The following is a 23,483-nucleotide window of genomic DNA, read 5'->3' on the forward strand; positions in this document are numbered from 1 at the left end:
TGGCAGGGTGTAGATGGAAAATTGACAATATACTACCTTAATATATGCTTAAAAATAGTATATATAGTTAATAATCAAAAAACGAAAAGATTCAGCATAGAAAAAGACACCTTTTGTTAAAAAGGTGTCTGTGACTGGGCTAGCTGGATTCGAACCAACGCATGACGGAGTCAAAGTCCGTTGCCTTACCGCTTGGCTATAGCCCAAAAATGGTGGAGGGGGGCAGATTCGAACTGCCGAACCCTGAGGGAGCGGATTTACAGTCCGCCGCGTTTAGCCACTTCGCTACCCCTCCATATTCATTTGGAAAACAGTGCCGGCCAGAGGACTTGAACCCCCAACCTACTGATTACAAGTCAGTTGCTCTACCAATTGAGCTAGGCCGGCAAATGGTGGAGGATGACGGGTTCGAACCGCCGACCCTCTGCTTGTAAGGCAGATGCTCTCCCAGCTGAGCTAATCCTCCATTTGGTGACCCGTACGGGATTCGAACCCGTGTTACCGCCGTGAAAGGGCGGTGTCTTAACCGCTTGACCAACGGGCCGTTTTTGTTTCCGTTAAGCTGACAAAAGTTATTATATACAGGATGTACACCTTTTGTAAAGAGAAAATTTATTTTTTTTATTTTCAAACTTTTTTACCCCTTTTTTAACTGAAAAAGTCCTTCAATTCGCGGGCATTTATTTTATGATAGAGCTATATCACGCTATGAGAGGAGACCATTCATATGATATTAGTCAGCTCATGCCTGGCGGGTATTGAATGCCGATATAACGGCTCCCATGCGGCTTCACAAAAAATCCGGCGGCTTATCGAAGAAAATAAAGCGGTGATGGCTTGCCCCGAGCTTCTCGGCGGCTTCACGACTCCGCGCGAACCGGCAGAGATCATTGGGGGCACGGGCGAAGACGTACTTTCAGGCAAAGCAAAAATTATCACCGCCTCAGGCGAGGATGTAACCGGTTTATATGTGGAGGGCGCTGCCAAAACATTGGCCTATGCTGAAGAGATACAGGCTTCTGCTGTTATTTTGAAAGAGAACAGTCCGTCCTGCGGAAGCAGTTTTATTTATAATGGAGATTTCTCAGGCCGAAAAATCGCCGGCAATGGTGTGACCTCCGCTCTTTTAAAGCAGGCAGGCTACCTTGTCATTTCCGAACATCAGCTAGACGACATCATGTAAAAAGGGGGCAAACCTATGAACAACGATGTATCTTTATCCTTATACAAGCCGGAACACTTATCAGAGCTTGCTGATTTTGATCTAAAGGAGACCGATAAACGCTTCACGGCACTGCCTAAGGATGTGCTTACGCAAGCAATAACGATCCAAGACCGTTATCCGGTCGTTATTTTAAAAGAAGATCTTCCAGTCGGCTTTTTCATTTTACATACATCTAAAGAAACCATCGCTCCCTATTCCAATAATCCGTACGCCATATTACTCAGCGCCTTGTCGATTAATTCTGTTCATCACGGAAAAGGCTATGCAAAACATGCAATGCTCAAGCTTCCCGCGTTTGTAAGCGCATATTTCCCTTGGAGTGATGAAATTTTGCTTGCGGTCAATCACCTTAACGCCCGTGCGAAACATCTTTATCTGAAAACAGGTTTTTTGGATAAAGGGCGCAGAAAAATCGGACCGATCGGCGAACAATTAATTCTTCATTATTACCTCTAAAATGTGATGACTGAAATAAAATTTTATAATTAACTGATTGTTATTGAAATATCATTCCAAAACATCATATACTGAATAGTAAGAATTATTCATAAGGAGGCATGTAAATGTCAGAAAAACCGAACATTCATCATCTAACAACCGAATCACGAAACAAACAAACCTCCAGTATTCATACAGCCAAAACACTGGAGATTTTACAAATGATCAACAATGAAGACTTTAAGGTCGCAGAGGCCGTTCAACAAGTTCTTCCTGATGTAGAAACCGCAGTCGACTTTGCATTTGATTCGTTTCAAAATAAAGGCCGGCTCATTTATGCGGGGGCAGGCACGAGCGGCAGACTCGGCGTGTTAGATGCAGTGGAATGCCCTCCCACCTACAGCGTAAGCCCTGAGAAAGTCATCGGATTAATGGCGGGCGGCGCGGACGCATTTTTGCGGGCATCAGAAGGCATTGAAGATCATGAAGAGGCCGGAGTCGAAGATTTGAAGAAGATAGGGCTCACCCCAAACGACACACTCATCGCAATTGCGGCAAGCGGCAGGACACCATATGCCGCCGGCGCGCTGAAATACGCCCGAAGAATCGGAGCAAAGACAGTAGCTCTCACCTGCAATAAAGATTCAGTTATCAGCAAAGAAGCGGACCACAGCATTGAAGTTCTCGTCGGCCCTGAAGTGATTACAGGCTCTACACGCATGAAAGCGGCAACCGCTCATAAAATGATTTTAAACATGATATCAACTGCCGTGATGATTCGGATCGGCAAGGTGTATGAAAACCTGATGGTAGATGTCAAAATCAGCAACAAAAAACTAAAAGAACGCGCTATCGGGATTATTCAAAGCGTCACAGGAGTTTCATATGAAATAGCTAAAGAAACACTCGAAATTGCCGATCTTCACGTCAAAACAGCCATTGTCATGCTGAAAACCAATACAGACCAACACCGCGCGACGGCTTTACTTAACAAAGCAGACGGTTTTATCGACAAAGCAATTGAACACTACCATTCAACATAAGGAGAGAGTCATATGGCTACCGGCGGATTGTCTATCATTCAATCAATGAAGCAAAAACTCCCTCAATCAGAACGAAAACTTGCAGACTACATATTAAAGCATCCCCATGAAGCCGTAAACAGTACTGTCAATGAAATCAGCACCTCAGCCGACACGAGTGACGCGGCAGTCATCAGGCTGTGTAAATCACTCGGTTTAAAAGGGTTTCAAGATCTCAAAATGAGAATAGCGGGAGATCTTATGAAGCCCTCTCTTCAAGGCTACAGAGACATCGCTCCCCACGAGCCGCTATACTCGATTGCTGAAAAGACGGCAGGCAATGCCATTCAAGCCATCCAAGATACCTCTGATATGCTCGATTATCAAGAGCTGGAACGAGCGGTTTCTATGCTTTCCCAAGCCCACACCGTTCACTTTATCGGTGTCGGCGCCTCAGGTATTGTCGCTAAAGACGCTCAGCAAAAATGGCTCCGCATTCATAAACAGGCGACAGCTTTTACAGATACACATCTGGTGGCGTCTTTAATCGCGAATGCCGATGAGCACGACATAGTCTTTGCCATTTCTTTTTCAGGAGAAACACAGGAAATGATTGACCTTCTTTCTATGGCGCGGGAAAAGGGGATTACCACAATGAGCCTTACACAATTCAGCCAGACCTCTGTATCCTCTTTAGCTGATGTTTCCTTATATACCGCTCATTCAAATGAAGCGCCATTTCGCAGTGCCGCCACATCTTCCCGCCTCGCTCAGCTTTTTATGATTGATATGCTATTTTTAGGCATGGCAGCGGAGCGATATGAAGAAACAGTCGGTTATATAGATAAAACAAGAGAAGCCATCCGATCCATGAGAAAGACATAAGCTTTTCAAAATTGGGAGGGGTTTTGCATGAGCAAAGAAGAATATTACAGCACTTTGGCGGAAAAAATCCTAGAGTATTGCGGCGGTAAAGCCAATATCTCATCCTATACCCATTGCATGACACGCTTGCGGATCACGCCTTATGATTCTGACCAAACTGATATTAAGGCTTTAAAACAGCTTGACGGCGTTCTTGGCGTTGTCGAAGCCGAAACCTTGCAAATCATCCTTGGCACAGGAGTCGTCAACCATGTCACTGCCGCATTCTCTAAGCTCCTGTCATCAGGCGAAGATTTCAATTTAAAAGAAGCGGCCTCGAATAAAAAAGCAGCCATTAATAAAAAGAATGCGACTCCGTTTAAACTGTTTTTGCGGAAAATCGCCAGCATCTTTATCCCTCTTATTCCCGCACTTGTCGCATCAGGACTGATCACCGGAATTACCAAAGCCGTCGTTCAGGCGGGGTGGCTCCCTAAAGAATCTCAAATAGCGCTTATTTTAACGGTTATCGGTTCCGGGCTGTTCACCTATCTCGGCATCCTCGTCGGCATCAATGCAGCCAAAGAATTTGGCGGGACACCCGCGCTTGGCGCTCTGGCAGGCATATTGATTATCAATCCAGAGATTGCGAACATCAGTTTATTCGGTGAACATCTGCTTCCAGGCAGGGGAGGTCTGATCGGCGTTTTATTCGCAGCTATATTCATTGCCTATACAGAACAATTCGTTCGCCGTTTTATTCCTCAATCACTTGATATCATCCTTACTCCTACTATCTCGTTGCTTCTAACCGGCATTTTGACATATGTAATCTTTATGCCCGCCGGAGGATTCATTTCCGACTTGATCACTTCGGGTCTGTTAGCCATTTTACAAGTTGGCGGTGTGTTTGCCGGGTTTATACTGGGCGCAGCCTTCCTCCCGCTTGTCGTAACAGGCCTTCATCAAGGATTAACGCCGGTGCATCTTGAATTAATTCAGTCCATCAAGGATGACCCGCTCCTTCCTATACTTGCCATGGGAGGCGCAGGACAGGTCGGCGCAGCCTTTGCCATTTTCATCAAAACAAAAAAGACCGCGTTAAAGAGAGCGATCGCGGGCGGGATTCCGTCAGGTCTGCTCGGTATCGGCGAACCGCTTATTTTCGGTGTGACACTTCCGCTCGGCCGCCCATTTTTGACAGCTTGTTTAGGAGCAGGCGTCGGCGGCGCCTTTCAAGCCCAATTTCAAATTGCCACGACATCAATTGGAGTATCAGGACTGCCTCTTACTTTTCTCGTCCATACACACCAAATCGTTCTGTACTTAATAGGGCTGTTGATTGCATACGCGGCTGGCTTTTTGTTAACGTACGCATTCGGTTTTAAAGATGAGATGGCGGATGAATTCGATTAAGGCCGGGCTTTTTTGGGATAGTAAACGGCATGGCGACACTTTTATAGCAGGAGCGATCTTATGAAAATCATGACTCTGGCGATACTCAGCTCATTATTGACAGTCTCAGTTTTGACGCCGCATGGGGCGTTGGCACAAACATCCCTCCGACAAACAGCCGATCCAGTCTATACAAAACCATTAAATACAGAAAAATCACACTTTTCGTCCAAGAAATTAAGGAAGGTTGATCGAATGATTGAACATGACATTGCAGCAGGCTTTCCAGGAGCCGTTCTTGTCGTCGTCAAGGACGGACGCATCATCAAAAAGAAAGCATATGGCTACAGCAAAAAATACGATGGGGACACACTTTTGCGTCATCCAATGAAAATGAAGACCGATACGATGTTTGATTTAGCTTCTAACACCAAAATGTACGCAGCCAACTTTGCCCTTCAGCGATTAGTCAGCCAAGGGAAACTGGACATTTATCAAAAGGTTTCTGCCTACTTGCCTGAATTCAAAGATCACCCAGAAGATAAAATCAAAGGAAAAAGCCTTGTTCGTGTGATTGATGTCCTTCAGCACCGATCAGGGCTGCCATCCAGCTTTTATTTCTATCGACCGGATTCTGCCGGAGACTATTATTCACAGGATCGTAAAAAAACGATTCAGTACCTTACTCAAATCCCCTTAGAATACGAAACCGGGACAAAACACGTATATAGTGATATCGGATATATGCTGCTGGGGTGTATCATCGAAAACATCACCGGCAAGCCAATTGATGTCTATACGGAGCAAGAGCTTTACAAGCCGCTCGGACTGACACATACGGTATATAACCCGCTCCAAAAAGGTTTTAAGCCAAAGAACTTCGCTGCAACCGAGAGGCTGGGCAATACAAGAGACGGCGCTATACACTTCCCCAATATCCGATCCGAAACCCTGCAAGGGGAAGTACACGATGAAAAAGCATTTTACTCGATGGGCGGCGTTTCAGGCCATGCCGGATTATTTTCACGGGTGGATGATATGGCAGTTCTTCTGCAAGTCATGTTAAACGGCGGAAGCTACAAAAAAGTATCATTATTTAACCGGCAAACCGCAGATCTATTTACGTCTCCATCCGAAACAGATCCGACATTCGGACTTGGCTGGAGAAGAAACGGCAGTAAAGATATGGAGTGGATGTTCGGTCCTTTCGCAAGCGAGAAAGCTTACGGCCATACAGGCTGGACCGGCACGGTTACAATCATTGACCCTGAATACAACTTAGGCATCGCGCTTTTAACAAATAAAAAACATTCACCTGTAGTTAATCCCAATGTAAATCCGAATGTGTTTGAGGGAGATCGATTTCCAACCGGCAGTTACGGAAGCGTGATTACCGCGATTTATGAAGCAATGGAATGAAATTACAAGTCTTTTGTCTAGACTACAACGATAGGAGGACGTTTTATGAAGTCAATCATTTCCATTACTCTATCAACCGTTTTATGTCTATCAGCGTGCCTTGTGGCAAGTCCGGCCTCAGCAGCAAAACCTTCCGGGACCACAACAGCTAAACAACTGACGGCACAAATGACATTAGATGAAAAGCTGGGCCAGATGCTGATGCCTGATTTCAGAAACTGGCAAAAAGAAGGCGCGGCATCTCCTTCTGCACTCACTGAAATGAATGATGAAGTCGCCGGTCTTGTTAAGAAATATCAATTTGGCGGAGTCATTCTCTTTGCAGAAAACGTAAAAACAACCGAACAAACCGTTCGCCTTACAGATGCATTTCAAAAAGCGAGTCCCGATATTCCGCTGTTACTCAGTATTGATCAAGAGGGCGGGATCGTGACAAGACTCGGAGAGGGAACTAATTTCCCAGGCAATATGGCTCTCGGTGCAGCGAGGAGCAGCAACTATTCGTATCTTACGGGGACTGTGATCGGCAAGGAGCTCTCAGCCTTGGGTATTAACACTAATTTCGGACCTGTTCTGGACATTAACAACAACCCCAATAACCCAGTCATCGGCGTAAGATCTTTCAGTTCAAATCGAGAGGTAACCGCAAAGCTTGGGGTGCACTCAATGAAAGGCTTACAAAAACAAAATGTTGCTTCAGCGGTTAAACATTTCCCGGGACATGGAGACACAGATGTTGATAGCCATTACGGATTGCCGCTCGTCTCTCATAACAAAGAGCGTCTTCGTGAGGTGGAACTCTATCCTTTTCAAAAAGCAATAAATGCTGGTGCGGATATGGTGATGACAGCACATGTTCAATTTCCTGCCTTTGACGATACGACCTATAAAAGCAAGCTGGACGGAAGTGATATCCTTGTCCCCGCAACACTTTCACGTAAAGTCATGACAGGGCTTCTCCGTGAGGAAATGGGATTTGACGGCGTCATCGTCACTGATGCACTTAATATGAAAGCCATTGCGGATCATTTCGGCCAGGAAGAAGCCGTCGTCATGGCAGTTAAGGCGGGCGTCGATATCGCATTAATGCCTGCCGCAGTCACTTCTCTCAAAACAGAAAACCGTTTCGACAGCGTTCTTCAAGCCTTAAAAAAAGCAGTTACTCAAGGAGATATTCCTTTACAGCAAATTAACCAATCGGTTGAAAGAATCATTTCCCTGAAAATAAAACGCGGTATTTACCCCGCTCAGAACAAAGGCAGTATAGATAAAAAAGTTGCAAAAGCCCTCAAAACCGTAGGAAGGAAACAACACCGGAAAGCTGAGAAACAAATAGCTGAAAAAGCAGTGACGATTCTTAAAAACGAGCAGCACACATTGCCGTTTAAGCCCAAAAAAGGAAGCTCGGTTTTAATCGCTGCACCTTACGAAGAACAGACAGAAGCCATCGCGCAAACCATTACCGATCTTGTCCAACGAAAGAAAATCAAATCCGTTTCCCTCAATAAACTGAACTTTGAAGGCCGAGTATTCGATGCTGAAATTGAGAAACAAATCAAAGAGGCTGATTATGTGATTACCGGCTCTTATGTCGTAAAAAATGATCCTGTCATCAACGATGGTGTCATTGACGACACTGTGACCGATTCAAGCAAATGGGCGACAGTTTTTCCGAGAGCCGTCATGAAGTCAGCACAGCAAAATCATAAGGAGTTTGTACTGATGAGCCTGCGTAATCCATATGATGCGGCCAATTTTGAAGAAGCCCAGGCCCTTATTGCCGTCTACGGCTTCAAAGGATATGCCAACGGCCGGTATCTTCAGCCGAATATCCCAGCAGGTATTGAAGCGATCTTTGGGCAGACCAAACCAAAAGGCACACTTCCGGTTGACATTCCATCTGTCACCAGACCGGGAGACATATTGTTTCCGTATGGCCATGGGGTAAACCTCAAAACCGGAAAACCGCTGTAATAAGGAGGGCTGAATATGAAAAAAACGGGATTAGCGCTTCTCGCAGGAATGCTTATGATCGGCACCATGACGGCCGCCTCAGCTTCCCAAAACCAAGAAAACCAAGCAGTCAAAAAACCCAAGGTCCAAACGGGCATCGACATCCTTTTATCCGATTATAAAAAACATCTGAAAGGCAAAAAGATCGGGCTGATTACCAATCCGACAGGCGTAAACGCCTCACTCAAAAGCAGTGTCGATATCCTCAGCCAAGATCCGGACATTCAGCTCACAACATTATATGGACCTGAGCATGGCGTCCGCGGTGACGCTCAGGCCGGAGACGAGGTTGCGTCTTATATTGATGAAAAAACAGGGCTGCCCGTCTACAGCCTATACGGCAAAACAAAAAAACCGACACCTGAGATGCTGAAAAATGTCGATGTCCTCGTATTTGATATCCAAGATGTCGGAACACGCTATTACACGTATATTTACACGATGGCTTATGCGATGGAAGCCGCCAAGGAAAACGGCATCCCCTTTATTGTGTTAGACCGTCCGAACCCGCAAGGAGGACAGCAAGTTGAAGGGCCGGTCCTTGAACCCGGCTTCTCTTCCTTCGTCGGACTTTATCCTATCCCTTTAAAACACGGGATGACGATTGGAGAGTTAGCCTTACTGTTTAACAAAGAATTTAAGATCAACGCCGACCTCACCGTCGTCAAAATGAAACGATGGAAGCGGAAGATGAATTTTGAAGATACAGGACTTCCTTTCGTCCTCCCTTCGCCTAATATGCCGACGATTGACAGCACGTTCGTTTACCCTGCAACAGGTTTAATAGAAGGAACAAATGTATCTGAAGGCAGAGGCACAACAAAACCGTTCGAATTCATCGGCGCTCCCTACATGAAAAGCACACAGCTCGAGGAAAAGTTAAACAGTCTCGGCCTGTCGGGCGTCACATTCAGAGCAGCATCCTATATCCCAACCTTCTCCAAGCATCAAGGCAAACTATGCCACGGGGTTCAAATGTATGTGACGGACAGAGAGAAATTCGAAGCAGTCAAAACAGGACTCTCGCTCATTAAAACCATACACGACCTCTACCCTGATGACTTTGAATTTCTGGCGACAGGCTCTTTTGACAAATTAATCGGCAACGGCTGGGTCAGAACAAAAATTGAAGAAAGCGCTGACATACAAGAAATTACAGATGCCTATCAGAAGCCTCTCAAGGAATTTAAGAAACTCAGGAAAAAATATCTCATCTACTAGCATAGCAATATAATGTTTCGTAAAAAGCAGATATGTTACACGTGTAACTTTCATGTATGCTATAGCTTTCCATCCCCTGCCTCACGAGCAAGGGGCTTTTTCCTATGATTTAGATAGGGTTATACTGCTCACTTTTCTTTCTCTGTAATATGAGAAAAGAGAGTGGTGAAAATGGATTTTTATATCATCGTTGCGGCCGCGGAAGAGACCACCTGATCGTTAAAGGAACTTGACTGTAATGTTTTCACCGCTTTTTATAGGAAAACATTCATTTATTTGGTACAATTTTATTGATAATGATTATCATTTAATTGAATGTTTTCAGAAAAGGTGGTCTTTCCATTGCATTCTTCACTTATTTATCAGCCTATACAAATAGAACTCATAAAAAAAACAAGTGAACTCCATACAGAACAACAGCTCGCCGACTCCTTCGTTCTGATTTTTCATTTGAAAGGTGACGGCGCCATTTCCATCGGAACCAGCAGCCTTTCGCTGCAGAAAGAGACACTTTATATTTGTCCTCCCTTTGAAACATTCGGCATTTTCCCCCATTCTGCAAAAGAAATCAGTATCTGTCTGGTCAGACTGCACACCTATTCTTATGACGCTGATCAAAGGACCTTGATTCCCAAAACGGATTGGGATGTTTTTTCTGATCTTCAGATGATGAATGTACAGCCTGTCGAAAATCTTGCAAGCCGCTTGCAACAGCTTGCTGATGTATGGCCCGCTTCTTCACCGCTTCAGCAGATGAAGTGCAGCATAGATGTTCAAAGCCTGGTTTATGACATCTTTTCAGCGAAAACCTACTGCCAAACTGATACAAAATCAGCAATCGTAAAAACAAAAGAATTTATCAAGAACCATGCCGATACAAAAATCACCTTAGACCAGCTCGCTCAAATGGCAGGTATCAGCGCGAAGCATTACAGCGAAACCTTTAAGAAATGGTACGGGCAAAGTGTGACTGAATTCATTACAGAAACCCGAATGACAAAAGCAAAACGGCTGATGGCCAAAGCAAACTACAAACTTAGGGAAATTGCCAACCAAACCGGCTATCAAGATGAATTTTATTTCAGCCGAACATTTAAAAAACATACGGGGTGTTCACCTACAAGCTATATGAAAAAAAGGCGAAAACAAATAGCTGCATACGGAAAGGGTACAATGGGGCAGCTTATCCCGCTCCATCTCATTCCGTTTGCGGCACCGCTTCACCCAAAATGGACAGCCCATTATTATAAACATTTTTCATCCGATATCCCTGTTCACCTTAGCGCATACCGTTTTAATGAACAATGGGAAGAAAATCTCCATACGTTATCGCGCGCGAAACCTGAAGTGATTTTCAGCATGGATTCCATTTCCCAGGAGGAACAAACACGCTTGAACCGAATCGCTGACGTTTTCTATCTTCCTTCACAGGAAAATTGGAGAACCCACCTGATGCTCACCGCTTCATATTTGGAGGAAGAATCTGAAGTCAGCAATTGGCTTGAGACATATGAGCAGCAGGCCGCAGCGGTCAGAAATTCTTTTCCCCATATGCAGGAGAAACGTTTTCTGTTTGTGCGCCTGCATAAACAACAATTTTACCTGTCGCATAACCGAAGCATTCAAGATGTGTTCTTTGGAGATCTTGATTTTGCATCAGCAAAACCCGAACACACACCTCCGGAACAAAAGATTTCCTTGGAAATGCTGACAAATTACCAACCTGATTGTCTTATGCTTTTGGTTTTCAAAGAACCGGAAACATTAGCTTATTTTCAGCAAATTCAGGAAACAGAAACATGGCAAAACCTAACAGCGGTGCGCAACAAACAGGTTTATCACATTACACCGGACCCTTGGTGTGAATATTCAGCTTGCGGCCATGAACGAATCATTCAACAAACCATTTCGTTACTTTCCGGTAAAAGTCCATCATAATGCCGGAAATTGTCCATGGTGTTATATCTATTCATTCTCTATAATCTCAATTGATAATAGTTATCAATTGAACAGGGGGCATTATAGATGAAAAAAATGTACATTGCGATATTGATTTTGCTTCTCGCATTGACTGCTGCGGCGTGCGGCAGTAAAGAGGAAACCAACGGCAGCAGCGCCGCTGGAACAAAATCAGAAAAAAAGAAAATAGAATATCTCGACAAAACGTATGAAGTGAAAGTACCAACAGACAAGATCGCCATTACAGGAAGCGTCGAATCTATGGAAGATGCGAAATTGCTCGATGTCCACCCAGCCGGTGCCATCTCATTCTCAGGCAAATTCCCGGATATGTTTAAAGACATTACAGACAAAGCGACCTCTACCGGGGAAAAAATGGAACCGAACATAGAAAAGATTCTTGAGCTTCAGCCTGACGTCATTTTGGCATCTACGAAGTTTCCGGAAAACACAATAAAAAAACTAAGTAATACAGCGACCACCATTCCCGTTTCTCACATTTCTTCTAACTGGAAGGAAAACATGATGCTGCTTGCCCAGCTTACAGGAAAAGAGAAAAAAGCAAAAGAAATTATTGCGGACTACGAACAGGATCTCAAAGACACAAAAACGAAAATAAACGGCAAAGCGAAAGATTCAAATGCTCTTGTCATCAGAATCAGACAAGGTAATATTTATATCTACCCGGAACAAGTATATTTCAACTCAACTCTTTACGGAGATTTAGGCCTCACCGCTCCTGATGAAGTCAAAGCGGCAAAAGCGCAAGAACTCATCTCGTTAGAAAAACTAAGTGAAATGAATCCTGACCATATTTTCGTCCAATTTTCTGATGATGAAAACGCAGATAAGCCTGATGCTTTAAAAGACTTAGAAAAAAACCCGATCTGGTCAAGCCTCACTGCGGTTAAAGAAGATCATGTTTATGTCAATTCAGTAGATCCTCTTGCACAAGGCGGCACAGCTTGGAGCAAAGTCCGTTTCCTGAAAGCAGCAACTGAAAAATTGACACAAGACTAACTTAGAGTAGGTTTTTATATGTATTCAAAACAGTGGACACGTATCATTTTGATCAGTTCTCCATTTGCCATTGCTCTATCTCTGCTGTTCTCTGTTCTATATGGCGCGAAACATCTTCATGCAGATATCATTTTCACATCGATTCTGCATTTTGATCCGCAAAATACAGACCATCAGATTATATGGCATTCACGTATTCCCAGGGCTGCCGGCGCTCTTTTGATCGGGGCGGCCCTAGCTGTTTCAGGAGCGCTCATGCAGGGCATAACACGCAACTACTTAGCTTCACCCTCTATCATGGGCGTATCTGACGGCTCTGCATTTATTATCACGCTTTGCATGGTGCTGCTCCCTCAATCATCTTCAATCGAGATGATCGTATATTCATTTATCGGCTCGGCGTTAGGCGCCGCGCTTGTTTTCGGTCTGGCCTCCATGCTGCCTAACGGTTTTACTCCCGTGCAGCTTGCGATCATCGGCACTGTCACGAGCATGCTGTTAAGCAGTTTGTCGGCTGCCATGTCGATTTACTTTCAAATTTCACAAGATCTAACCTTTTGGTACAGTGCAAGACTTCACCAAATGAACCCAGACATATTAAAGCTCGCCGTTCCTTTTTTCGTTATAGGAATAGTGATCGCCGCTTCACTCAGCAAAAAGGTCACGGCGGTCTCATTAGGAGACGATATTTCAAAAAGTCTGGGGCAAAAGAAAAAGGCAATCAAACTCATGGCGATGATTTCAGTGGTTATCCTGACTGGCAGCGCTGTAGCCCTCGCCGGAAAAATCGCTTTCGTGGGATTAGTCGTTCCCCACATAACAAGATTTCTAGTGGGTTCCGATTACAGCAGGCTGATTCCTTGTTCCTGTGTCATAGGGGGCGTCTTTTTAACACTATGCGATCTCGCCAGCAGATTTATCAATTATCCGTTTGAAACACCGATCGAAGTCGTCACATCCATCATCGGCGTGCCTTTCTTCCTTTATTTGATCAAAAGAAAAGGGGGAGAGCAACATGGCTAAAAAAATGACGGGAATGTATATCATCTTAGCTGTACTGATCCTTACCGTCGCTTATTTCAGCCTGACGAGCGGATCATTCGCTGTACGTCCGGGAGAACTGCTCTCCACTCTTTTTCAAATTAACCCTAATCCGCAATATGAAATCTTGCTGTTTGATTTAAGACTGCCCCGTATCGTACTGGCCGCCATCGTTGGACTCGGGCTCGGAATAGCCGGCGCCGTTATACAGGCCGTTACGAAAAATGGGTTGGCTGACTCGGGGATTCTCGGGATCAACGCTGGAGCGGGAGCAGGTATTGTCGGATTCATGCTGATCTTTCAAGGACAAGCGAAAACAACGACTCTCGCAGCCGCAATGGGAACACCTTTTTTCGGGCTGATAGGCGGCCTGTTAGCAGCAGCGTTGATCTATATGTTTGCTTGGCACAGGGGAAATCTGGATTCAGGCAGAATCATTCTTGTGGGAATTGCGATTAATTCAGGTTTTAGTGCGCTTACTTTATTCTTGTCCTTAAAAATGGACCCTCAAGACTATGAAATGGCCATGGTATGGAAAAACGGCAGCATTTGGTCGGCTAATTGGACGTACATCACAGCCATTCTTCCATGGCTTTTGGTGTTTATTCCTGTTCTCTTTGCTAAATCCAGACTGCTGGACACCATCCGATTTAACGAAGATACGGTCAAAAGCCTAGGCATCTCTTCTAATAAAGAAAAAACAATTTTATTGATTTCTTGCATCGCCATTATCAGCGCCTGCGTATCAGTAGCAGGCAGTATGGGATTCGTCGGTCTGATCGCACCGCATATTGCACGCAGACTGGCCGGTGTTGAACACCGCTATATTTTGCCGTTAAGCGGTTTGATAGGCATGCTGCTTGTGTTATGTGCTGATTTTGCGGGTAAACTGTTTTTCCAGCCGGCAGAGGTCCCGGCAGGAATCATTCTCGCTATACTCGGTGTGCCTTATTTCTTATACTTGCTTTTCAAGCAAAAAAAAGGCGGCTAACAAATGAATGGCTCTTGCAATGAACACATCTTCCGTACAAGAACATTCAAGCTTTACCTCCCGCCTTCATACCACCGCCGCCGCGCATCATTTCCGTGCGTATACGTGCAGGATGGCGGATCGCTGTTTGAAGAACACATCGAGTGTTTGGAGGAGAAATTTCACCATGGAAAGCTGCCCGAACTGATTATTGCCGGCATTGAGCCCAAAAACAGATTAAACGAGTATACACCTTGGCCTGCGGCATCACTTCATGAAGCCTTTGATGATTTTGGCGGAAAAGGGGATCAATATCTGTCCGAAATCACAGAACAACTGATTCCTTATATTGAGGAAAACTGGAACATAGACGGAAGCCCACAAACAAGAGGATTTATCGGCTCCTCCTTGGGCGGGCTGATCTCCATGTTTGCTCTCTTAAAACATCCGCACATGTTTGGAAACATCGGATCTATTTCCGGTTCTTTCTGGTATGAGAATGCGGCGGATATCATTAAACAATCCGCCATACAGCCTGCAAAACAACGGATTTATATGTCTGTCGGAAGTAAAGAAGGCCTCGGAAAGCAAACCATTCAAAAAGAAATGCTCTCCAAAACAGAACAAGTGTATAACAGCCTTAAAAATAAAGGCTTCACACCTGATCAGCTGCTATTCACAATTGAAGAGGACGCAGATCATCATCGCAAGTTTTTTATCCGGCAATTTGCAAACGCGTTAGAATGGCTTTACGAAAAAAACCGCTCATCCCTTTGAGCGGCTTTTTTTACGCTTTTTGCAATACAGGCTTTAATTCATAGCGCTTGAGCAAATGGCCGAACAAAGCGGCCAATATCTGTTGAAACAGCATACCGATCACAACAGGGACCGCGACTTGCGAAGGAAAAAAGCCAACAGCAAGAACAGCTCCCGCGCTGATGTTCCTCATGCCTCCGGTATAAATGAGAGCCACGATTTCTTCCTGTCTTCTTTTCATTACTTTTCCTATCATCCAAGCAACCGCATATCCGGTCAAAGCAATGCAAAATACCATCACAGCAATCCCGGCGAATCTCAAATCAATTACTTGAAAATAAGGGGCAATCACAGAACTGTTAATCGCAATGACTGCCATCAAGCATATTTTAGAAAAAGGAGAAAACGTCCGGCTTAAAACGGCTGTTCGTTCTGCAGGGGAAAACTGGTTGACAATCATCCCCAGAAATGAAGGAATCACCACCATAATGATAAGCCCTTTCATCATACCCCATACATCCATATGGACCTGGGCGCCTGCTAATAGAGAAAGGCTCACAGGTACAATCAAAGGCGACAAAATCGTATCCACAAGTATAATAGAAAGCGTCAAACCGACATTCCCTTTATACATCGAGGCCCAAATCAGGCTCGTAATCCCAGTCGGTATCACAACCGCTAATATAAGTCCGGTAATAGTCAAGGGGTCGCCTTTAAAAATGAGATGACCGCTGCCCCAAGCAAAAACCGGCATGAAGATATGGAGAACAAACAAAGCAAGAATCATAGGCAGGGGATGAGCCAGAGCATGTCTAAGCGATTGAAAATTGGCGCTCAGGCTGCCTGCAAACGTGATAAAAGCAAATATCCAAGGCACCGCGCTGTTCCATCCGCTTATATATTGAGACAGCAGCACACCGATCACCACACTAGACGGTGTTAATAACGGCATAATCCGGCCCAGCACTTGGTTCATCTTCTGAAGCATCATATATAAGTCTCCTATTAATGTGTTTTCATTCTATTATATCAATGACAATCAACAGTTTTAACCAAATATCTTATATTCTTATGTCCGGATCAATTTTTATATACAGTGAAAAGCCCAGACATTTATAATCTGGACTTTCATTCTTTACGCCATCTGTTTTAAAAGAGCCTGACTCGCTTCGTTTAAGCCCTTCAGTTCTGCTTCAATTCCTTGTTCTTTAAACTTCGCAACGATTTTACCAAGCGCGGCTACCCCGGAATCATCCCATACATGAGCTTCACTTAAGTCAATCACAACCCGTTCGATATCCTCTCGATACATAAACGCATTCATCAGATCAGATACTGAAGCAAAAAAGATCTGTCCTGTTACTTTATATGTTCGCAGCTTTTGCTCATCTGCATGAGAAACGATTTTCAATTTCGATATTTTTGCTACAAAAAACACCGCGCTTAATAAGACACCGGCAAAAACGCCTTTTGATAAATCATCAGTCAGAACGACTGTAATGACGGTAACAACCATAACAATCGAATCAGTAAGCGGCGATTTCCGTAAACCCTTCAGCGAAGACCAGTCAAACGTACCAATAGAAACCATAATCATAACGGCAACAAGCGCCGCCATTGGGATTTTCACAACCACATCGCTTAACACCACAATTAAAAACATCAGAAAAGCCCCGGCAACAAATGCAGATAGCCGGCCGCGGCCGCCTGCTTTCGTGTTAATCACAGATTGGCCGATCATAGCACAGCCCGCCATGCCTCCAAAAAATCCAGTCACGATATTGGCAATCCCTTGACCGCGGCTTTCTTTGTTTTTATCACTATCCGTATCCGTCATTTCATCAATAATCTGTGCTGTGAGCAGTGATTCAAGCAGCCCGACAAGCGCCAATGCAATAGAATATGGGAATATGATTTGAAGTGTTTCAAACGTCCACGGAACATCGGGAATCAAAAATCCCGGCAATGAGCTTGTTAACTCACCCATATCACCAACCGTCCGCACATCCACGTGAAGGGTAATAGCGATAATGGTCATTACAATAATCGCTATAAGCGGTGAAGGAATGGCATTTGTAAACCTAGGAAGGATATATATAATCACTAAAGAACCTGCAACCATGGCATACATCATCCAAGAAGCTCCTGCAAACTGCGGAAGCTGGGCTGAAAAAATAAGAATAGCCAGTGCATTCACAAATCCTATCATGACTGATCTAGGTATAAACTTCATTAGTTTCGCAATCTTACTTATGCCCAATATGACTTGTATAATGCCTGTCAGTATAGTGGCCGCAAACAAGTACTGCAGCCCGTAATCTGCAACCAAGGTTACCATAACAAGCGCCATAGACCCTGTGGCAGCGGAAATCATTCCCGGTCTGCCGCCAAAAATAGAAATAATAATAGCAATACAAAATGACGCATAAAGACCGACCATCGGATCGACACCGGCAATAATGGAAAAACCAATCGCTTCAGGAATTAAAGCCAATGCAACCAATATGCCGGCCAGAACATCTTTACGGACATTCCCGAACCATTGCTGTTTTAATGAAAAACCTTTCAAATATAACGACTCCTTTTTTAAATGTAAAATTCCGCATCATGTCAGTTGGGAGCTTTAATTGTTAATAGACGGGAAAGCAAGAAGCAACTTCTTCCGGAGAAACAGGGGAAACGTTCAGAGTATAGGATATAGGGGAAAGGAGTTATATACAAAGAGTATCATAATAAATTTTTTCAGGATATGCAAGGTCAAATTGTGGGCAGAAAACAATTGGATTATATTCCCTTTCTCTGTTACCAATCACATGCATCATCATACAAAAACGGCTCAAATCAAGGGTGACATGAGCCGTTCATTGTTGCTTACACCAGCTTCGGATCAGATACAAGGATCGTTTTTATAGCTGTTATATCTTTTCTTTCCTTTGAAATCGGATCTATGCCCATGAGGTTCTGAACAGCTTGTTCAAAGTTCTCTAATTCTACTTTCTCTGTGATCAAATCAGAGAGCTGAGGAAGGTCAATCGCACATGACAACGCAGTCTCCATGATCTGCCTTGCCTCTCCGGTTCCTACAATGGTCACTCCATTGGAGAGTAATTGATAAGGTCTGATTTTCATTTCATACGTATCATCAAAACCCATAGGCACAAGTCTTCCGCCTTTTTCTATTAACGGATAGGCCCAATCTAACTGATTGCCGATCGCATCAAAAATAACATCAAATTTTCTTCCTTGATTGATTCGCTCAACTTCTTCAACAGTCAATGTTTCAGGATGATAAACATAGTCGGATATATGTTGCGCCGCTTCCGATCTGAATTTTCCAATCTCGGTCGCAACAGTCAGCCTTGCTGATTTTTTTACCATCATCTGAACAAGGAGCCCGATCGGACCCGATCCTAAAACCAATACGGAATCATCCGGTTTTATCGCGGCCTTTTCCACAACATTCAAGACGCAGGAGAGAGGCTCAATTAAAGTTGCTCGTTCCCACTCCATAGATTCCGGTATTTTGTACATGAATCGATCCTCGCCCACATAGTAATCCGCAAAAGTTCCGTGTGCTCCGAGGCCTAACTGCCAATCTTCAAAAGAATCGCAATAACAGGTTAAACCCTTTCTGCAGTAGTAACATTTCCCGCAGAATTGGGTAGGATCAATGACTACACGGTCGCCCACCCTTACATCTCTGACGTGTTCACCAATTTCCACTACCTCACCAACTGACTCATGCCCCATGATCATGTTGTGAGTGGCATTCATTTTTCCTTTCAGTACGTTAAGATCCGTACCGCATATGCCGGTACCATATATTTTCACTTTTACATCATTCAGTTTCCGTATCTGAGGCTCGTCCACCTCTACATATTCAAGTTTGTCGTTAGGAGTCCAGACCAACGCCTTCATAGCTCTCTTCCTTTCTGTCCCAGCGGATTCGGTCTAACAACATTTGATGGAGTTCCTTTGTTGACGCTGCAATGCAAGATTGCTGGTTATCGTAGCTGAGATCAGTAAGAAGCGTGCTATCCAAAGAATTTCCATAGGCGTCTGTTATCATAACGCCGGCTTTTTTAGCCAAAAATACGCTGGCCGCAATATCGTATGGAAACAAATGCAGAACTTGTCCATTCCCTACATTCTGAAAATCGGATAGTAACCCAGGATTGTCTTTGAGTAAACGATTGCCTATATCCACATAAGCGTCCATCTGTCCCGTGATGATTCTGGAAATCGAGTAGGAGGCGCTATTAAAAACGAAGACTCCTCCATTATTTGCTGATTGGTCAATCAAATGGCCGTATGCATCAATCATAAGGTGAGCGGGGTGTCCATTGAACTCAAGACTCCAGAACATATTTTTTATTTCTTTTACCTCGCTTAAATTTGGCAGCTCTCCCTGAAACCCTTCATAGTGAATACAGTCGGAGTAGATATCGCCGTACATGTAGGCACCGGTTTTAAGCTCCAACAGAAAAGCAAATTCAATATCCTTAATTTGCGCATTCGGTTTGTACGCAGCTAATGCTATGGAGATACATGACATTTCAAGACCGGCAGCAGCCGGGCGGGTCCCATCAATAGGATCAACGATTAAAATGTATTGCGGATTCTCCCCAAACAACTTTAATCCGCCATCCTCCGTATAGAACGCGATCGGCACTTCTTGCTTTTGTATATATTCAAGTACGGCATCTTCAGCGGCTGCATCAATATTAAACTGTGCATCTCCACCCGGAGAATAACCATTGACCAACCGATTTTTCAATGTCCCTTTTTGATCTTTCACCTTTTGATAAACAAACTTCCCCATTCCAATAATATAGTCTCTCACTTTATATCCTCCAATAACTTACGGAGTTTGAAGCAAAGCAATTCAGCCTCACTGAGCGTAATCGTCAATGGCGGACGGATTTTGAACACATTTCCGAATCCATATCGAGAAGTACGAAGGATCAGTCCATACTCCATTGCTTTATCCGCAATGTAATTTGTCAGTTCTACATCCGGCACATTGTTTTCTTTAACAATCTCAACGCCGATCATCAGACCGACACCTCTTACATCTGCAATAAATGTAAAGTCTTCTTTCATTTTTTCCAGTGAATCCATAATGTAATTTCCAACAACTGTAACATTCTCTAAAAATCCAGGTCGTTGCATAATGTCAATGGTTTTACATGCAGCGGCAGATGCCAACACATTGGAGCCGTAAGTGAAGGAGTGGGTGTAGCCTGGCAATCCTGTATACTTTTCTTCCGTCAGGGTGGCGGCGACTTGGAATCCTGTACCTCCTAACCCCTTTGCGACAGTCATCATATTCGGTTTCACATCAAAGTGGTCGGCAGCAAACATCTTTCCGGTTCTTCCAAATCCAGTCTGGATCTCGTCAAAAATGAGGGCAATATCATGCTCATCACATAATTTTCTCAACTGTTTAAAGTAATCTTTAGGCGGAACGACATTTCCTCCGTTCCCGGAGATCGGTTCAACAATCATTGCGGCAACTTTCCCATTGCTGGCGTATTCAATAAAGTCATTGATTCTTTCTACGCACAGCATACCGCACGAACCTGGTTTCTGGTTATAAAAACAACGATTACAATAAGGATCGGGAACTTGCAAGCCAAAAGAGAATTGTGGAGGGAATGGTTCTTTTCGAAATGAATTTCCGGATAAAGCTGACATCATATAAGTTTGTCCGAGGTGGCTTCGAAATAGTGAGATGACATCCGTTTTTCCGGAGTAGTACTGAGCCATTTTTATGGCTCCTTCGTTTGCAGCGGAACCGCTGCTGACTTTAGGGTGTACTTTTGTGAGATTGTCGGGGGAAATTTCTACAAGTTTTTCAGCTAGTTTATTTACGGCGTCTGTTTGATAAGAAGAAGTGACATGAATAAGCTTGTCCGCTTGATCTTTAACTGTGTCTATCACTTCCTTGTTGCTATATCCCAAATTCAAGTTGAACGTGGCGGATGCACAATCAATATACTCATTTCCTTCTTGATCGTATAAATAGATTCCTTCTCCTCTTTCCATCACCACATCGTCCACTTTGTAATACAAACTGTCTGGATTTGTAATTTCCTTCGTCCCCACATTACCACCCCTAATTTTTAATAGAAACATGTGAAACTGTTAACTATCGTATTCAGTATTGAAAATAATGTCAACGATATTTTTGTTAAATATGTTAAATATCTGTTAACTCTGCGATTAGGGATGCGCGGCTGAAAATTGTATGATACGATAACAATAATTGTCTATAATGTAAAAAAAACCTGTATGCAATAGGTATTCGAAACTGACACCGAACAATATTTACTATTTTTAAAAAGGTTCTTCTGAACTAATCATCGCAGCCCTCCAATAAAATAGTGCTCCCATCGACTAAAATTATCATGTAGAAAATGGTACTTATTTTACTATTAAGGAGATTAAATGATGAAAACTCGTCTGCTGTGGATCGGTTGTGTTTCCTACGGATTAATTGCTTTTACACTCGTTATACTTGGAGCCGTATTGCCTGAATTACTTTCACATTACTCCCAAAGCTATAGTAATGGCGGGGTGTTAGTATTTTCTCAATTTATGGGGTTTTTAATAGGCGTACTGGGAATGCCTTTACTCGTTAAGAAACTGGGCAGAAAAAATGTGGTTGTAGTCGGCTTGGCCATGATTAGCTGTGAGCTGTTCATTTTCTTTTTACCGCCGTGGCCGTTACTCTTTTTGTTTGTAAGCATAGCGGGGCTTGGAGCAGGATTAGTTGAATCATGTGTAGGGACGATTATCCTTACAGCGATTAAAGAGAAACAAGCCGTTGCCATGAGTAAGATGGAAGTTGCTTATGGTTTGGGAGCGCTTTTTATGCCGCTATTATCAAGTTTCTTAATCAGCAACGGCCTATGGGCATTAGCATTTCTTGTGTTAGGAGTAAGCTCATTTCTGCTTATGATCGTTTGGAGACAAATGAGTTTTGGCAGTTTAGACCACTTACTTATTCGCAAAGAAAGCAATCCCGATATTAAAACACAAGGCCAGACAAGCTATCGCAGCAAGGGTTTCCTATTTATTGCTTTAGCAGCAGCCTATTTCTTCTTTTATGGCGGCAGTGAAGTATCCATTGTACACTTTATACCTTCCATTTTCGCTGAAAAATGGGATATTCCCAATTCATTAGCGACGATAACGGTAACAATTTATTGGTCCGGAATGATCATTGGACGATTACTGACAGGACCAGTTTCTGAAAAAATAACATACCATCGCTTTCTCCGTTTCATAAACATAGGCGGTCTGATTGCACTGGCCACATTAGCGGTCAGCCAAACCGTTTGGGTCGGGTTTGCTCTTTGTTTCTTTTTAGGCCTGTTTATGGCCGGTATGTTCGCCATTGCCTTGATCATTACCAATCAGTTTTTCCCGGGGAAAACAGAACAAACGACAAGCATTTTGCTCGCTTCCAACGGACTCGGCGGTTCACTCTTGCCAATAGCAGTTGGCTGGAGTTTAGACAAATTCCCAGTACAGACAGCCTTTTGGTTATTTACTATTTTAATGGCATTTATGCTGATTCTTGTTATTGCGTTAAAGATATTGGAGTCAGCTAAAATGCGTACACATGGACAATCCAATACTGAATCCATATAGAAGTAAAAAAAGCTAATGACCTTGTATATGGTCATTAGCTTTTTGAATTTGAGCTGTTGATACTGATCAAGTAAGATTATTCTCCCCGAATACAAAGACTTTTAATCAGAAACATGAGAGACAGGTTTGCCGATATAAAAACCGACACATTGCACATATGATTGTGGAAAGAATCTGTTGAAGAAATAAATTATTGGAGCACTGTATTTATTTGCACTTTTTTAATAAACAAAAAAAGCTTTCTCATTCTTGAGAAACCTCGTCAGATCAGTATATTCAGATAAGCTTCCAAGCGGGCTCGAACCGCTGACCTCTTCCTTACCATGGAAGTGCTCTACCTGCTGAGCTATGGAAGCAATGGCTCCGCAGGTAGGACTCGAACCTACGACCGATCGGTTAACAGCCGATAGCTCTACCACTGAGCTACTGCGGAATGATATAGGCTTCATATACAAACATGGTAGAAAATAAAACAAAAACT

General features: G+C 43.6%; 19 protein-coding genes and 7 tRNA genes. 14 read left to right on the forward strand and 12 right to left on the reverse strand.

Annotated features, from left to right (window positions below):
• Positions 1-134: 134 nt before the first annotated feature.
• The 5 genes from GXP75_RS17100 to GXP75_RS17120 all read right to left on the reverse strand — a co-directional run bounded on the left by GXP75_RS17100 (position 135) and on the right by GXP75_RS17120 (position 544).
• Positions 135-206, reverse strand: a tRNA-Gln gene (locus tag GXP75_RS17100).
• 4 nt (positions 207-210) lie between these two features.
• A tRNA-Tyr gene (locus GXP75_RS17105) sits at positions 211-295 on the reverse strand.
• 19 nt (positions 296-314) lie between these two features.
• Positions 315-387 (reverse strand) — tRNA-Thr (locus GXP75_RS17110).
• Between the two features lie 3 nt (positions 388-390).
• Positions 391-466, reverse strand: a tRNA-Val gene (locus tag GXP75_RS17115).
• Positions 467-469: 3 nt separating this feature from the next.
• Positions 470-544 (reverse strand) — tRNA-Glu (locus GXP75_RS17120).
• Between the two features lie 183 nt (positions 545-727).
• Between GXP75_RS17120 and GXP75_RS17125 the strand changes: the two genes are divergently transcribed.
• The 13 genes from GXP75_RS17125 (at position 728) to GXP75_RS17185 (ending at position 15,364) form a co-directional block, all read left to right on the forward strand.
• On the forward strand, positions 728-1,183 hold the full coding sequence (locus GXP75_RS17125) for a 2-thiouracil desulfurase family protein (RefSeq protein WP_214917608.1): 456 nt from the start codon (positions 728-730) through the stop codon (positions 1,181-1,183).
• Positions 1,184-1,198: 15 nt separating this feature from the next.
• On the forward strand, positions 1,199-1,681 hold the full coding sequence (locus GXP75_RS17130; RefSeq protein WP_150224280.1) for a GNAT family N-acetyltransferase: 483 nt from the start codon (positions 1,199-1,201) through the stop codon (positions 1,679-1,681).
• A 107-nt stretch (positions 1,682-1,788) separates the two neighbouring features.
• The gene (murQ, locus tag GXP75_RS17135) at positions 1,789-2,706 is read left to right on the forward strand and encodes an N-acetylmuramic acid 6-phosphate etherase (protein ID WP_214917613.1); all 918 of its coding nucleotides are present in this window, start codon (positions 1,789-1,791) and stop codon (positions 2,704-2,706) included.
• Between the two features lie 12 nt (positions 2,707-2,718).
• Positions 2,719-3,570: a MurR/RpiR family transcriptional regulator gene (locus GXP75_RS17140; RefSeq protein ID WP_214917615.1), complete on the forward strand. Its 852-nt coding sequence runs from the start codon at positions 2,719-2,721 to the stop codon at positions 3,568-3,570.
• A 27-nt stretch (positions 3,571-3,597) separates the two neighbouring features.
• The gene (locus tag GXP75_RS17145) at positions 3,598-4,965 is read left to right on the forward strand and encodes a PTS transporter subunit EIIC (protein ID WP_214917617.1); all 1,368 of its coding nucleotides are present in this window, start codon (positions 3,598-3,600) and stop codon (positions 4,963-4,965) included.
• 60 nt (positions 4,966-5,025) lie between these two features.
• Complete coding sequence (gene pbp4b / locus GXP75_RS17150) at positions 5,026-6,363, forward strand: penicillin binding protein PBP4B (protein ID WP_214917619.1); 1,338 nt, start codon at positions 5,026-5,028, stop codon at positions 6,361-6,363.
• 45 nt (positions 6,364-6,408) lie between these two features.
• A complete protein-coding gene (locus GXP75_RS17155) occupies positions 6,409-8,337 on the forward strand; it encodes a glycoside hydrolase family 3 protein (protein WP_242557366.1) in 1,929 nt (642 codons plus the stop codon).
• Between the two features lie 15 nt (positions 8,338-8,352).
• Positions 8,353-9,597 (forward strand): exo-beta-N-acetylmuramidase NamZ family protein, encoded by a 1,245-nt coding sequence (locus tag GXP75_RS17160; protein WP_242557367.1) that lies wholly within the window; start codon positions 8,353-8,355, stop codon positions 9,595-9,597.
• 342 nt (positions 9,598-9,939) lie between these two features.
• Positions 9,940-11,535 (forward strand): bacillibactin transport transcriptional regulator Btr, encoded by a 1,596-nt coding sequence (btr, locus tag GXP75_RS17165; RefSeq protein WP_242557368.1) that lies wholly within the window; start codon positions 9,940-9,942, stop codon positions 11,533-11,535.
• Between the two features lie 87 nt (positions 11,536-11,622).
• Positions 11,623-12,576 (forward strand): iron-hydroxamate ABC transporter substrate-binding protein, encoded by a 954-nt coding sequence (locus GXP75_RS17170; protein WP_010787453.1) that lies wholly within the window; start codon positions 11,623-11,625, stop codon positions 12,574-12,576.
• Positions 12,577-12,594: 18 nt separating this feature from the next.
• Complete coding sequence (locus tag GXP75_RS17175; RefSeq protein ID WP_214917627.1) at positions 12,595-13,599, forward strand: FecCD family ABC transporter permease; 1,005 nt, start codon at positions 12,595-12,597, stop codon at positions 13,597-13,599.
• Between the two features lie 4 nt (positions 13,600-13,603).
• Positions 13,604-14,608, forward strand: coding sequence for an iron ABC transporter permease FeuC (gene feuC, locus GXP75_RS17180; RefSeq protein WP_242557388.1), 1,005 nt, complete (start codon positions 13,604-13,606; stop codon positions 14,606-14,608).
• A 3-nt stretch (positions 14,609-14,611) separates the two neighbouring features.
• Positions 14,612-15,364 carry an alpha/beta hydrolase gene (locus GXP75_RS17185; RefSeq protein ID WP_242557369.1) on the forward strand — a complete coding sequence of 251 codons (753 nt, stop codon included), beginning with the start codon at positions 14,612-14,614 and terminating at the stop codon, positions 15,362-15,364.
• A 10-nt stretch (positions 15,365-15,374) separates the two neighbouring features.
• On the opposite strand, the gene GXP75_RS17190 is transcribed toward GXP75_RS17185, so the two are convergent.
• From GXP75_RS17190 to GXP75_RS17210, 5 genes are all read right to left on the reverse strand, one after another.
• On the reverse strand, positions 15,375-16,295 hold the full coding sequence (locus GXP75_RS17190) for a bile acid:sodium symporter family protein (RefSeq protein WP_242557389.1): 921 nt from the start codon (positions 16,293-16,295) through the stop codon (positions 15,375-15,377).
• A gap of 183 nt (positions 16,296-16,478) precedes the next feature.
• Positions 16,479-17,912, reverse strand: coding sequence for a SulP family inorganic anion transporter (locus tag GXP75_RS17195; RefSeq protein WP_214917632.1), 1,434 nt, complete (start codon positions 17,910-17,912; stop codon positions 16,479-16,481).
• A 302-nt stretch (positions 17,913-18,214) separates the two neighbouring features.
• The gene (locus GXP75_RS17200) at positions 18,215-19,261 is read right to left on the reverse strand and encodes a zinc-dependent alcohol dehydrogenase (RefSeq protein ID WP_214917635.1); all 1,047 of its coding nucleotides are present in this window, start codon (positions 19,259-19,261) and stop codon (positions 18,215-18,217) included.
• Positions 19,236-20,186 (reverse strand): inositol monophosphatase family protein, encoded by a 951-nt coding sequence (locus GXP75_RS17205; RefSeq protein ID WP_242557370.1) that lies wholly within the window; start codon positions 20,184-20,186, stop codon positions 19,236-19,238. Before GXP75_RS17205 ends, GXP75_RS17200 begins: the two co-directional genes overlap by 26 nt.
• Complete coding sequence (locus tag GXP75_RS17210) at positions 20,183-21,451, reverse strand: aspartate aminotransferase family protein (protein WP_242557371.1); 1,269 nt, start codon at positions 21,449-21,451, stop codon at positions 20,183-20,185. The genes GXP75_RS17205 and GXP75_RS17210 overlap by 4 nt, the downstream gene beginning before the upstream one ends.
• A 345-nt stretch (positions 21,452-21,796) precedes the next feature.
• Between GXP75_RS17210 and GXP75_RS17215 the strand changes: the two genes are divergently transcribed.
• Positions 21,797-23,002, forward strand: a complete 1,206-nt coding sequence (locus GXP75_RS17215) for an MFS transporter (RefSeq protein ID WP_242557372.1) — start codon at positions 21,797-21,799, stop codon at positions 23,000-23,002.
• A 283-nt stretch (positions 23,003-23,285) separates the two neighbouring features.
• Here the strand turns inward: GXP75_RS17215 and GXP75_RS17220 are convergent.
• Together GXP75_RS17220 and GXP75_RS17225 are read right to left on the reverse strand one after the other, a co-directional pair.
• Positions 23,286-23,358 (reverse strand) — tRNA-Thr (locus GXP75_RS17220).
• Positions 23,359-23,360: 2 nt separating this feature from the next.
• A tRNA-Asn gene (locus GXP75_RS17225) sits at positions 23,361-23,435 on the reverse strand.
• Positions 23,436-23,483: the final 48 nt, after the last annotated feature.

This window comes from Bacillus sp. HU-1818 (assembly GCF_022695965.1).
GTDB classification, from domain to species: Bacteria; Bacillota; Bacilli; order Bacillales; family Bacillaceae; genus Bacillus; species Bacillus atrophaeus.

Bases quoted from the DNA above. Each gene is read 5' to 3' on its own strand.
- GXP75_RS17125 (WP_214917608.1), top strand. From the start codon at position 728: ATGATATTAGTCAGCTCATGCCTGGCGGGTATTGAATGCCGATATAAC.
- GXP75_RS17130 (WP_150224280.1), top strand. From the start codon at position 1,199: ATGAACAACGATGTATCTTTATCCTTATACAAGCCGGAACACTTATCA.
- murQ (WP_214917613.1), top strand. From the start codon at position 1,789: ATGTCAGAAAAACCGAACATTCATCATCTAACAACCGAATCACGAAAC.
- GXP75_RS17140 (WP_214917615.1), top strand. From the start codon at position 2,719: ATGGCTACCGGCGGATTGTCTATCATTCAATCAATGAAGCAAAAACTC.
- GXP75_RS17145 (WP_214917617.1), top strand. From the start codon at position 3,598: ATGAGCAAAGAAGAATATTACAGCACTTTGGCGGAAAAAATCCTAGAG.
- pbp4b (WP_214917619.1), top strand. From the start codon at position 5,026: ATGAAAATCATGACTCTGGCGATACTCAGCTCATTATTGACAGTCTCA.
- GXP75_RS17155 (WP_242557366.1), top strand. From the start codon at position 6,409: ATGAAGTCAATCATTTCCATTACTCTATCAACCGTTTTATGTCTATCA.
- GXP75_RS17160 (WP_242557367.1), top strand. From the start codon at position 8,353: ATGAAAAAAACGGGATTAGCGCTTCTCGCAGGAATGCTTATGATCGGC.
- GXP75_RS17170 (WP_010787453.1), top strand. From the start codon at position 11,623: ATGAAAAAAATGTACATTGCGATATTGATTTTGCTTCTCGCATTGACT.
- GXP75_RS17175 (WP_214917627.1), top strand. From the start codon at position 12,595: ATGTATTCAAAACAGTGGACACGTATCATTTTGATCAGTTCTCCATTT.
- feuC (WP_242557388.1), top strand. From the start codon at position 13,604: ATGACGGGAATGTATATCATCTTAGCTGTACTGATCCTTACCGTCGCT.
- GXP75_RS17185 (WP_242557369.1), top strand. From the start codon at position 14,612: ATGAATGGCTCTTGCAATGAACACATCTTCCGTACAAGAACATTCAAG.
- GXP75_RS17190 (WP_242557389.1), bottom strand. From the start codon at position 16,295: ATGCCGTTATTAACACCGTCTAGTGTGGTGATCGGTGTGCTGCTGTCT.
- GXP75_RS17200 (WP_214917635.1), bottom strand. From the start codon at position 19,261: ATGAAGGCGTTGGTCTGGACTCCTAACGACAAACTTGAATATGTAGAG.
- GXP75_RS17215 (WP_242557372.1), top strand. From the start codon at position 21,797: ATGAAAACTCGTCTGCTGTGGATCGGTTGTGTTTCCTACGGATTAATT.